This window comes from Komagataeibacter intermedius TF2 (assembly GCF_000964425.1).
Taxonomy (GTDB): domain Bacteria; phylum Pseudomonadota; class Alphaproteobacteria; order Acetobacterales; family Acetobacteraceae; genus Komagataeibacter; species Komagataeibacter intermedius.
On record NZ_BANF01000048.1, the window covers coordinates 1 to 11699 of the forward strand.

Annotated in this window: 12 protein-coding genes; 8 read left to right on the forward strand and 4 right to left on the reverse strand. The window is 65.9% G+C overall.

Annotated elements, in window-relative coordinates:
• Nucleotides 1-97: 97 nt before the first annotated feature.
• Together ubiM and B7449_RS08655 are read right to left on the reverse strand one after the other, a co-directional pair.
• Nucleotides 98-1279, reverse strand: a complete 1182-nt coding sequence (gene ubiM, locus B7449_RS08650; protein WP_039732353.1) for a 5-demethoxyubiquinol-8 5-hydroxylase UbiM — start codon at nt 1277-1279, stop codon at nt 98-100.
• 40 nt (nt 1280-1319) lie between these two features.
• Nucleotides 1320-1907 (reverse strand): nitroreductase family protein, encoded by a 588-nt coding sequence (locus B7449_RS08655; RefSeq protein ID WP_039732354.1) that lies wholly within the window; start codon nt 1905-1907, stop codon nt 1320-1322.
• Between the two features lie 176 nt (nt 1908-2083).
• Between B7449_RS08655 and hisB the strand changes: the two genes are divergently transcribed.
• The 7 genes from hisB to B7449_RS08690 are packed head-to-tail and all read left to right on the forward strand — an operon-like array spanning nt 2084 to nt 6699.
• Entirely contained in the window at nt 2084-2680 is a 597-nt protein-coding gene (gene hisB / locus B7449_RS08660; RefSeq protein WP_010514858.1) for an imidazoleglycerol-phosphate dehydratase HisB, read from the forward strand.
• Complete coding sequence (locus B7449_RS08665) at nt 2677-3057, forward strand: hypothetical protein (RefSeq protein ID WP_039732356.1); 381 nt, start codon at nt 2677-2679, stop codon at nt 3055-3057. The genes hisB and B7449_RS08665 overlap by 4 nt, the downstream gene beginning before the upstream one ends.
• Before the next feature lie 8 nt (nt 3058-3065).
• Complete coding sequence (hisH, locus tag B7449_RS08670) at nt 3066-3740, forward strand: imidazole glycerol phosphate synthase subunit HisH (RefSeq protein WP_039732357.1); 675 nt, start codon at nt 3066-3068, stop codon at nt 3738-3740.
• On the forward strand, nt 3737-5089 hold the full coding sequence (gene hisA, locus B7449_RS08675) for a 1-(5-phosphoribosyl)-5-[(5-phosphoribosylamino)methylideneamino]imidazole-4-carboxamide isomerase (protein ID WP_039732358.1): 1353 nt from the start codon (nt 3737-3739) through the stop codon (nt 5087-5089). Before hisH ends, hisA begins: the two co-directional genes overlap by 4 nt.
• Nucleotides 5089-5850 carry an imidazole glycerol phosphate synthase subunit HisF gene (hisF, locus tag B7449_RS08680; RefSeq protein WP_010508180.1) on the forward strand — a complete coding sequence of 254 codons (762 nt, stop codon included), beginning with the start codon at nt 5089-5091 and terminating at the stop codon, nt 5848-5850. The genes hisA and hisF overlap by 1 nt, the downstream gene beginning before the upstream one ends.
• Before the next feature lie 33 nt (nt 5851-5883).
• On the forward strand, nt 5884-6294 hold the full coding sequence (locus B7449_RS08685; RefSeq protein WP_039732359.1) for a phosphoribosyl-ATP diphosphatase: 411 nt from the start codon (nt 5884-5886) through the stop codon (nt 6292-6294).
• 27 nt (nt 6295-6321) lie between these two features.
• On the forward strand, nt 6322-6699 hold the full coding sequence (locus B7449_RS08690; protein ID WP_039732360.1) for a histidine triad nucleotide-binding protein: 378 nt from the start codon (nt 6322-6324) through the stop codon (nt 6697-6699).
• 3 nt (nt 6700-6702) lie between these two features.
• On the opposite strand, the gene B7449_RS08695 is transcribed toward B7449_RS08690, so the two are convergent.
• Nucleotides 6703-8487 carry an ABC transporter ATP-binding protein gene (locus tag B7449_RS08695; protein ID WP_039732361.1) on the reverse strand — a complete coding sequence of 595 codons (1785 nt, stop codon included), beginning with the start codon at nt 8485-8487 and terminating at the stop codon, nt 6703-6705.
• A 191-nt stretch (nt 8488-8678) separates the two neighbouring features.
• Here B7449_RS08695 and nth point away from each other — a divergent pair, with 191 nt between their 5' ends.
• On the forward strand, nt 8679-9398 hold the full coding sequence (gene nth / locus B7449_RS08700; RefSeq protein ID WP_039732363.1) for an endonuclease III: 720 nt from the start codon (nt 8679-8681) through the stop codon (nt 9396-9398).
• Nucleotides 9399-9438: 40 nt separating this feature from the next.
• Here nth and B7449_RS08705 read toward each other — a convergent pair whose 3' ends face one another.
• Nucleotides 9439-11625: a ComEC/Rec2 family competence protein gene (locus B7449_RS08705; protein WP_039732409.1), complete on the reverse strand. Its 2187-nt coding sequence runs from the start codon at nt 11623-11625 to the stop codon at nt 9439-9441.
• Nucleotides 11626-11699: the final 74 nt, after the last annotated feature.

The following is an 11699-nucleotide window of genomic DNA, read 5'->3' on the forward strand; positions in this document are numbered from 1 at the left end:
GGGATATAGGTCCCACTCACCACACCGTCAATCATAAAAATGCATATGGGCTAAAAAAATCACCGCGCCTTTTCAGCCCAATAGCCAAAAAACCGCACTAGGCCGCGCGATTGCGGTCCATCAGCATATTCGTAACAGCCGATTTGAACGGAGCCAGCGCATCCGCCACACGCAATCCGGCCTGACGCAGAACCCTGAAAGCAGGCTCATCACGGGTATAAAGCGTTGCGATTCCATTGGTGGCGGCAAACAGGGGCGCTGTTGCAAGGCGGTGCCGACGTTCAAACCGCCGTAGCACAGACAGGCTGCCCGGCGATTCACCGCGCGCCAGCCCCGCCTCGACTTCCTGCGCCAGCGCTTCCTGTCCCTTCAGCCCAAGGTTGAAACCATGGGCGGTAATGGGATGCATGCCAACCGCCGCGTCACCGATCAGGGCAAAGCCGGGGGCTGCGAAACGGTGCGCATAGACGCCCCGTAGCGGATAGGCATGCCGGGTGCTGACCAGACGCATGTTCCCCAGCCGTCGCCCCACACGCTGCATGATTTCGGCATTGAAGGCATCGCGTTCCAGCGTGCGCAGGCGGTCGATTTCCTCCACCGGCAGGGTCAGGACAATGGAAGACGCCCCGCCATTGACGGGCAGCAGGGCAATTGTCTGTCCTTCATCGAACCATTGCGTCGCGACATGATGGTGGGGCAGCTCATGCGCCATGCGACAGACCAGCATGGCGCGCCTGAAATCATGCATGACCGCGCCAATGCGCTGCAGGCGGCGGATCTGTGAAAAGCGGCCATCCGCCCCCACGGCCAGGCGGGATGTGATCTCGCCCCCATCATGCACGATCGTCATCTCTTCCCCGATGCGCCGGATATGCCGGGTGGATGTGCCGCCCGGCAGGCGGATGCCGGGACGCTGGCTGGCTGCCAGATACAGCCCGCGCCGGATGCAATGGTTGGACACAAGGTATCCCAGCGCATCCACGCCACGCCCCTGCGTATCAAATGTAAGGGGATGGTTGCTGCGCCCGGTTTCCACCCGCGCTTCACGTAGGGGGGAAATGGCGACCTGCGGGATATGTTCCCACGCGCCCAGTTCCTTCAGCACCGAAACCGAATGATGGGTCAGGGCGATTTCGCGCCCGTCAAACGCAGGTTCGGCCCAGCGCGCCTGCGGCGCACGTTCCAGCACCGCGACGGACAGGCCACGCGCCTCCAGTGACAGGGCCGCGGCCAGCCCAGCCGGACCGCCACCCATTATCGTTACATCATGATATGCCATGGCCTGCCTGCTTCCCTGTCCGTCTGCCGTCTTTTACAGATCATGCATCCGCGCCGAACTGCACCGGCTTCCCGGTCCATTCGGCCACATATCCGTCAACATCGCGGCGCTTCGGCCCCCTGGCGTCCGGCTTTGGCGTGCCGACAAACAGGAAACCCGCCAGCCTGTGTGGAGCACGAAAGCCCAGTTCAGCCGCAAGTTCCGGGTCATAGGCCACGTCACCACTGACCCATACCCCGCCAAAGCCCGTGGCATGCAGGGCGTTGAGAATGTTCATCGCCGCGGCGCCGACCGCCAGTTCCTGTTCGATCAGGGGAATCTTGTGTTCGGGACGCAGGTGCATGCCCAGCACGATGACCAGCGGCATGGTGGAAAAACGGGACTGCCGTTTTTCAATCTTCGCGGGATCAACATCCGGGTCCAGCCGCTTCATGCTGGCCACCACGCGCTGCGCCACTTCGGAACGGGCATCGCCACGCACCAGAACGTAACGCCAGGGGCGCAGCTTGCCATGGTCCGGCGCCCGCATGGCGGTGGACAGGATGGCATGCAGCACGTCGCCCGTGGGCGCGGGTTCCATCAGCGCATCGGTGGAAAAACGGGACAGAAGAAGATCAAGCGATGTCATATGGTCGTTCCCTGATAAACCGGGTGCCCGCTGACAGTCCGTAGCCTGATGGCGGGAGCCGTGACGCGACACCATGCAGCAACTGCCCCGTCCTGCCAATATCCACCCCGCCATGCAGTGCCCGCGTCACGGGATCGGTATGGATTCCGGCCTCGGGCTTCTATAGAAGGGAGTGCATGAATACCCCGCGCACAGCCACGGTCCACCGCGCCACCAGCGAGACCGACATTACCGTCACCATCAACCTTGATGGCACGGGACAGACCCGCATCGACACCGGCATCGGGTTCCTTGACCACATGCTGACCGCCCTCGGCCGCCACAGCATGTGCGATCTGGACATTACCGCCAAGGGTGACCTGCATATCGATTACCACCATACGGTGGAGGATACCGGCATCGCGCTGGGCAAGGCCTTTGCCCGGGCCATAGGCGACAAGCGTGGCATCCGCCGCTATGGCAGCGCCACCGTGCCGCTGGATGAAGCGCTGTGCGAAGCGGTCGTGGATATTTCGGGCCGTCCCTTCCTTGCGTGGTCCGTCACCTTCGGGCGCGACAAGATCGGGGACATGGACACCGAACTGTTTGAGGAATTCTTCCGCGCCTTCGCCATGAGCGCCCTTGTCACGCTGCATGTCATCCAGCGCGCCGGACATAACTGCCACCACATTGCCGAAGCCGCGTTCAAGGCGCTGGCGCGCGCGCTGCGCACCGCAAGCGAGGCCGACCCACGCGCCGGCGGCATCATCCCGTCCACCAAAGGCAGCCTGTGACATTCTATTCCGCCCTGCTGCCCCCTGCCCGCGCTTTGGACCCAGCCCAACGGCCGGTCATGGTGGCGTGGCGCATGTCATGGCTGGTACTGCTGTCGGGATGGGTCGGGCTGGTGCTGCGTGGCTGCTGGATCAGCGGGCTGCTGGCCGGGGGCGCCAGCATCCTGACCAGACAGCTTCTGCCGCTGCCGGTCGCCGTGCCGCTGCTGGGCGGGATGCACCTTCTGCTTGCGCTGAACGCCCCGGACCTGCGGCAGTGGGAACTGCGCCTGCGCGGCTACCGGGCCGCGCGCGGCGTTTACGCGACCAACCCCAAGGCAGCCCTGCTGCGCTGGATGGACCATGACCGGTCCCATCCCCTTTCCCCCGTATCATGAGGCATCCCATGCCCGCGCATCCTTCCGCCCAATCCATCGTGGTGATCGACTATAACGGTGGCAACCTTGCATCCGCCGCCCGCGCGCTGTCCCGCGCGGCGGCTGACAGCGGCATTGACGCCACCGTCACCATTACCGCCGACCCGCAGGCCGTCAGGCAGGCCGACCGGATTGTCCTGCCCGGACAGGGCGCGTTCGCCGACTGTGCTGCGGGCCTTGCGGCGCGGCCCGGCCTGCATGACGCCATACTGGACGCAACCGATAACGGCACGCCCTTCCTTGGCATATGCGTGGGCATGCAGCTTATGGCCGAACGTGGGCGCGAACATGGGGTGACACAGGGGTTTGGCTGGATTGCGGGCGAAATCGCCCTGATGGACGCCCCGGGCCTGCGCCTGCCGCAGATGGGGTGGAACCAGCTTGAATTCACGCCCGGCGCCCACCCGCTGACCGAAGGCCTGCCGGTGGAAGCGCACGGTTATTTCGTTCATTCCTTCGCCCTGCGCGACTATGATGCCGCGGACATGGTGGCGACCACCGATTACGGCGGCACGGTGCCCGCCATTGTCGCGCGCGGCAACCGGGCGGGCACCCAGTTCCATGTAGAAAAAAGCCAGAAGGTCGGCCTGCGCATCCTGTCCAATTTCCTGCGCTGGACACCTGCGCCGGGCAGCACGCCATGACACGGCGGACCGCAACCGCCGGCACCGTCCATGCCGAACGCGTGCAGCAGATGCATGAAGACGACCTGCATGCCCTGTGCGATGCGACCAATGCCGCCATTCTGGACGGCGGCGGCTTCGGCTGGCTGGCCCCGCCCCCGCGTGAGACGCTGGAACGGTATTTCCGTGGCGTCCTGCTGGTGCCCGAACGCCAGATGTTCGTGGCTCGGCTGGATGACATGATCGTGGGGTCGGCACAGCTTGTGCGCCCGCCGCGCAATAACGAAGCGCAGGCCATGAGCGCGACCCTCATGCATTTCTATATCGCCCCCTATGCCCGCGGGCTGGGGCTGGGCCGCCTGCTTCTGACCGAAGTGGAAAGCTGCGCGCGCAGCATGGGATACCAGATCATCAACCTGGACGTGCGCGAAACCCAGACCGATGCCGTCCGCCTGTTCCGCAGCAGCGGCTTCCACCACTGGGGCACCCACCCCAGCTACGCCCGCACGGACGGACGCACCGTGCGCGGCCTGTTTTTCACCAAGCGCCTGCAGGATGACGAGCGGATCGTACCCGCCCACCCGCTGGCGGCTTCAACCCCCATTCCTGCAGCAGGACATGCCCCCGTGACCGGACACAGCCTGACACTCTATCCCGCAATCGACCTCAAGGACGGCACATGCGTGCGCCTGCGCCGGGGGGAAATGGACAACGCCACCGTCTATTCCGATGATCCCGGCGCGCAGGCGCGGGCATGGATCGACGCCGGATGCAGCTGGCTGCACGTGGTGGACCTGAATGGCGCCTTCGCGGGGCGTTCGGCCAATACCGAAGCGATCGAGGCGATCATCGCCAATGCCTCTGTCCCGGTGCAGCTTGGTGGCGGGCTGCGCGATCTGGACAGCATCGGCAAATGGCTCAATGCCGGGATCAGCCGCGTGATCCTGGGGTCCATCGCGGTCAAGAACCCCGAGCTGGTGCGCGAGGCCTGCCGCCTGTTCCCCGGCCGGATCGTGGCCGGGATTGACGCGCGCAGCGGACAGGTCGCAACCGAAGGCTGGGCCGAGACATCAGAAATGAAGGCCGTGGACCTGGGCCAGCGCATGCAGGACGCGGGCGTTGCCGCCGTCATCTTCACCGAAATCAGCCGCGACGGCATGCTGACGGGCATTGATATCGAACAGACCGCCGACATGGCCAACGCCCTGTCCATTCCCGTCATCGCCAGCGGCGGGGTGGGCAATCTTGAACATCTCGAAGCCCTGCGCGCGGCGACCGCGCAGGCGCCGGGCATTGAGGGCGTGATCGTGGGCCGCGCGCTGTATGACGGACGCATCGACCTGGGCGAAGCCCTGCGGGTCCTGTCCTGATGCTGAAACTGCGTGTCATCCCGTGTCTGGATGTCAAGAATGGCCGGGTGGTCAAGGGCGTCAACTTCGTCTCGCTGCGCGACGCGGGCGACCCGGTGGAACAGGCCGCCGTGTACGACGCGGCCGGGGCGGATGAACTGACCTTCCTCGACATCACCGCCAGCAATGAAAACCGCGACACCATCCTTGATGTCGTCAGTCGCACGGCGGAACGCATCTTCCTGCCGCTGACGGTGGGCGGCGGCGTGCGCACCACGGACGACATGCGCCGCCTGCTGCTGGCGGGGGCAGACAAGTGCGCCATGAACTCAGCCGCCGTCTCGCGCCCGGAACTGGTCAGTGAGGCCGCGCAGAAATTCGGCAGCCAGTGCGTGGTCGTCGCCATTGACGCGCGCAGCGATGGCCATGGGTCATGGGAAGTCTATACCCATGGCGGCCGCACCCCCACCGGGCGCAACGTGATCGACTGGTGCCGCGAAGTGGCCGAACGGGGCGCGGGCGAGATCCTGCTGACCAGCATGGACCGCGATGGCACGGGCAAGGGGTTCGACCTTGACCTGCTGCGCGCGGCCAATGCGGCGGTACGCATTCCCATCGTGGCCTCTGGCGGGGTTGGGGAACTGGCGCATTTTGTCGAAGGCGCCCGCGCTGGCGCCACCGGCCTGCTGGCCGCCAGCGTCTTCCATTTCGGCCAGTTCACCATTCCACAGGTCAAGCAGGCGCTGGCGGCAGCGGGCCTGCCGGTCCGCCTGAGTGACTGATCCCCTTAATCCCCTGCCTATCGGAGCACTGTGATGGCCAAGCCAGAAAAATCCCGCAAGAACGCCCCGGCAAAAGCCGCCGCCAGCCTGAAGCTGGAAGCGGTGGGGCCTGCCACCCCTGATGTGCTGGACCGCCTGTTCGATGTTGTGGAATCCCGGCGCGGCACGGACCCGTCCGTCAGCCATTCCGCCCGGCTTCTGGCGCGCGGCCGACGCAAGATCGCGCAGAAATTCGGCGAGGAAGCCGTTGAATGCCTGATCGAGGCCGTGGCGGGCAACCGGGGCGAACTGGTCAGCGAAAGCGCGGATGTGCTGTACCACCTGATCGTGATGTGGGTGGATGCCGGGGTGAAACCGGCTGAAGTCTGGGCGGAACTTCTGCGTCGCGAAGGCACCAGCGGCGTCGCTGAAAAGGCGTCGCGCCCGCGCGACCCGCTGGCCTGATCCCCATTCGCAAACAGGAGATACCTCATGGCCGTCAACGGCACCGGACCCTACGATCCGCAGAACGTATTCGCCCGCATCCTGCGCGGTGAACTGCCATGCAAGAAAGTGTACGAGGACGAATACGCCCTCGCCTTCCATGACATCGCGCCCAAGGCGCCCGTGCATGTGCTGGTCATCCCCAAGGGACCGTTCGTTTCCTTTGCCGATTTCAGCCGCAATGGCACGGAAGCTGAAATAACCGGCTTCACCCGCGCGGTGGGACAGGTCGCGCGCGACCTGAATCTGGAAACGCCCGGCTACCGCCTGCTGTCCAATGTTGGCGTGGAAGGCGGACAGGAAGTGCCGCATTTCCATGTTCACCTGTTTGGCGGCAGGGCGCTGGGCGCCATGCTGCCTGGCTGATGCCTACAGGGACTGGAGTTCAAACAGTCCGCGATAGATTCCCCCCTCGCGCGCCATGAGGGCCGCGTGGGGGCCATCCTCGCACACCTGTCCGTGACGGAACACGATGATGCGGTCCAGCCCCATCACGGTGGACAGCCGGTGGGCGATGACCAGAACCGTGCGTCCGGCCATCAGCCGTTCCATCGCCTGCTGGACCAGCATTTCCGAACGGGAATCAAGGCTGGATGTCGCCTCGTCCATGATGACAATGGGCGCGTGGCTCAGAAACGCGCGGGCGATGGCGATGCGCTGGCGTTCCCCACCCGACAGCTTGACGCCGCGTTCGCCCACCATGGTGGCATAACCACGCGGCAGGCGGGCAATGAAGTCCGCCGCATTGGCCTGCCGGGCCGCATGTGCGATCTCCGCATCCGTGGCGTCCGGACGGCCATAGGCAATGTTTTCCGCCAGCGAACGATGGAACAGCAGCGGCTCCTGCGGCACGATGGCAATCTGCCCGCGCAGGCTGGCCTGCGTGACGGTGGCGATATCCGTCCCGTCAACCGTGATCCGTCCCCCCTGCACGTCATACAGCCGCTGCACCAGCCGTGTCAGCGTGGTCTTGCCCGAACCCGACGGACCGACAAGGGCCACCCTGCTGCCCGGCGCGATATCAAGGCTCAGGTCATCGAACAGCAGCCTGCCATGCTGGCGTTCATAGCCAAAGCGCACATGCTCGAAACGGATATGACCATGCGTCACCCGCAGGGGCACGGCACCGGGGCGATCAGCCACCGCAGGCTGCATATGGAACAGGGTGACCAGTTCCTCCATTTCATTGACCGAACGCTGCACGACCGAAATCTGCTGGCCGATATCGCGCAGATAGCCCTGGATCACGAACATCATGGTCAGCACATAGGCCACATCCCCCGGCCCCGCGCGACCATGCACCCATAGCAGCGCCACTCCCGCGATCAGCACCATGCGCATGACAAGGGCGGCCAGGTTCTGCAGGTTTGCGCTGTCGGTCCCACGCAGCCACGACCGCACCGTGCGCTGCCGCCAGCGGCCCGCCACCCGTGCCAGCCGCGCGTCCTCCCGCGCTTCCGCGCCGCATGCCTTCACCACCGCATTGCATGTCACCGCATCGGACAGGGTTGCCCCCATGCGCGTATCCCATGCATTGGCAAGACGCGCGGATGGCGCGACATACCGCAGCGTCAGCATGACCGACAGCGCCACCAGTGCCGCGGCCCCCACCGCCAGCACCAGTCCCATCAGGGGCCAGTGAAAGGCCAGCACGGCTGTCGTGGCGCACAGCACGATCCCCTCCGGCACCAGCATGAGCAGCAGCGTATCCCCCAGCGTGTCCACCGCCCCCATTCCGCGCGTGATGCGCCGTACGGTTGACCCGGCGAAGTTGGAGGCATGCCATTCGCTGGAAAACCGCTGCACGCGGGCGAACACCTCCGTCACGATGCCGGTCATGACATGCGATGTCAGGTGGGAAATGCCGATATAGGCCGTACGCCGCGCAATGATGCCACCCAGCCCCAGCACGGTCAGGCCGACCACATCCCATATGGCGCGATGGACCGCAGCGTGCCGGGCGGGACCGGACACGTCATTGACCAGCCAGCCCGCCAGCAGCGGCATCATCACATCCGCCACGGTGGCCGATGCGATCCCCGCCAGCGTCCATGCCAGAAAACCGGGATACGCGCGCCACCTGCGCCAGACAAAGCCCAGCACGGCGGAAAATTCATGTCGTCCCGATGCAGGACGGGAAAGAAAGGATACCATTGCCAACACGCCATGATGCAGGAAACCGCACGGCCATGTGCTCAGGCATCCATGCGCCGCCGGGGCCGGAACGACTAGCCCCCACCGCGGCCATGCGCAAGGCCGATGGCCGCCGCCGGATGGCAGGGTGATTTACACCGCCCCCCGCAACGCCGCACAATGGCGTGCGATCCACCGCCTGCGAGTACCAGATGACAACAGCCAGATCCCCGAAGAAACCCGCGCGCCGCGCCATGACACTGGCGGAAGTACGGTCCTTCATCACCCAGTTGGCCGCCGCCAACCCGAATGCCGAAAGCGAACTGGATTTCGTGGACGACTACACCCTGCTGGTTGCCGTGGTACTGTCGGCGCAGGCGACCGATGCCTCGGTCAACAGGGCGACAAAGGCACTGTTCCGTGACGCGCCCACCCCACGGGCCATGGTGGAACTTGGGGAGGAAAAGGTCGGCGCGCATATCCGCACCATCGGGCTGTGGCGGACCAAGGCGCGCAATGTCGTCGCCCTGTCACGGCAGTTGCTGGAACGCTTTGACGGCAAGGTGCCCTATGACCGCGCGGCCCTTGAATCGCTGCCCGGCGTGGGGCGCAAGACCGCGAACGTGGTCATGAACGTGGCCTTTGGCGACAGCACCATGGCGGTCGATACCCATATCTTCCGTATCGGCAACCGCACCGGCCTGGCGCCCGGGGCGACCCCGCGCGCGGTGGAGGACCAGCTTGTCCGCCGCATTCCCGCTGACATGCTGCGCCCCGCACACCACTGGCTGATCCTGCACGGACGCTATGTCTGCAAGGCCCGCAGGCCCGAATGCTGGCGCTGCCCCGCCTTTGACCCGTGCCAGTACCGCATGAAGAACGACCTGCGCGCAGTGGGGGCGCCAGCCACATCTCCATCTTCAAAAGAATAGAAGTTTGCGGGTGCCGCCTTTTTTCATCAAGGGCAGTGCCCTATTCCGTCCTGGCCATAGGCAGGTCAGGCATGCCCGCCCCTCCGGACCGCATGACCCAGGGCCGTGCACCGCGTACCTGCCGGTCAGCCCGGACCATGACACCCCCCGCGCGATCGGGGAACAGGGCATAGGCCCCGTTGCGCCAGATATCGAACCGCCCGATCAGCGCAACGCCCGGACACCCGGCCTGCCCCGACAGGTTCACCACCAGCCGGGCATCACGACAGGACACCCATCCCGGTTGCCGTGGGGAAAGCACGACCACCACATCTCCATCCGGTTCGCGCACGCGGCACACCCTGTCCTGACAGGACAGCACGCCCTGTCTGCCATTATCGGGCAACATGCCCGCACCCAGCCCCGTCACCCGTTGCCATTCGCGCAAAACGAACGGGTCGGGATGCGCACCGGGACCGGTCAGGATCGTATGGCCCACCGTAACGCCCACCATCCGCGCATCGGGCGATATCATGACCCCCGGGCGCGCCGCCCACCATGGCGACAGCAGCGCCAGCGCAACCGGTACGAACCCCAGCAGGCGCACCCGCCCGCCCCACAGGCACAGCCAGCACAACCCGGCAAAAAACAGCGCCAGCCCCCCATTGCCAATGGCGGGCACCCCGATATGCGCCACCGGCAGCCATGCAACCTGCCGCGCGAGCCAGTCCACCACGGCAATGCCCCACCCCATGGGCACCAGCGCCAGCTTTTCCCAACCTGGCAGCATCAGCATGAAGGACAGCAGCCCCCACGGCATGATCCACACCGACATGAGCGGCACGGCCAGCAGGTTGGCCAGCACGAACCACGGCTGCACCGTTCCGAAATGCGCCATGCCCACAGGGATACACGCGCTACCCGCCAGAACACTCGCCAGCAGCGGATGCGCGCACCGAGCGCCGAGCCTGCGCCACCATGTCATGTCATGTTCCCATGCCGTCAGGCCGGGACGCAGCGCGTCGAAACCGGCGATCAGCGCCATCACCGCCGCAGCCGACATCTGCAACGGCAGTTCGGCCACGTTTTCCGCATCAAGGCACAGCAGGATGACCACTGCCACCGCCAGCGCCCGCATCGACACCACCCGCCTGCCCGCCACCAGCGCCACGACCGCAAGCATCGCCATGAACAGGCTGCGCAGTGCCGGCAGGTGCGCACCGGTGACAAGGACATATCCCCCACCCGCCAGCAGCGCGCAGACCGCCGCGATCTGCCGGCACGGCCAGAACAGCGCCGCGCGTTCGGACAGCGCCAGCCCCATGCGCACCCCGCCCATGACCAGCCCCATGACAATGGCAAGATGCAGCCCGGCCACCGCCAGCAGGTGCGCCAGTCCGGCATCGGCAAAGGCGTCACGCACGCGCGCCGGAATCGCGCCATCGGCCCCCACCAGGACAGTGGCGGCTATATCGCCGCGCGTATCGGGCAGGGCGGCACGAATCCGCTGCGCCAATGCCTGCCGCATGCTGGCGATGCGGGCGGATGGGGAATGCCCATGCACGCATGTCACCTTGTCCAGCGCACGCGCAGTCCCCGCACGCCCATCAAACCATGCGCGACGCTGGGCATCATAGCCGCCCGGCAGGGCGGGAAAGGCGGGTGGCGACAGTATTACGCGCGCCAGCACGGTATCACCCGGCACGGGAACGCACGCATCATCGGGCAACAGGCGCAGCACAAGGACGCGGCGCAGCGGCGGCATGCCGGTATTGATACCGTCAAGGAAGCGCACATCCGCCAGCCGCACCCGCCATGCCCGCGCGCCATCGCGCAGGGCCTGTCCGTCGGCATCCAACACCCGGCCCGACAGGTGCACCGCCCGGCGCGGCAGGTCGGGAAACGGGGGCATGCGGTGCGCCTGCCCCCATGCCAGCAGGGCACCTGCCGCACACGCCCCCGCCACCCCGCAGCCCAGACGCACCAGCAGGCCATTCCCCCAGACAAGCCGCGCTGCGACACACCCCACGACCACCATGCCCGTCCCCCATGCCCATGCGGCGGACGGTTCCCATGACAGCGTGAAATACATGGCCATCCCGGCTGCCAGCAGGGCGGGAAGCCACAGCACGAAACGGGTATGCTGCCCCCACAGCCATGCGCTGGCTCCCATGGTCATGCGCGACAGCGTGGCGCGGGCGCGGTCAATATGCTGGCGCGGCAGGACAACCCCCGTAATGATCTGCACCATGTCACGGCCATGCCCATGCGTGGCCGGAATGCACACCCTACCGGCGGAGATGGCACACACGCCAGACTGCC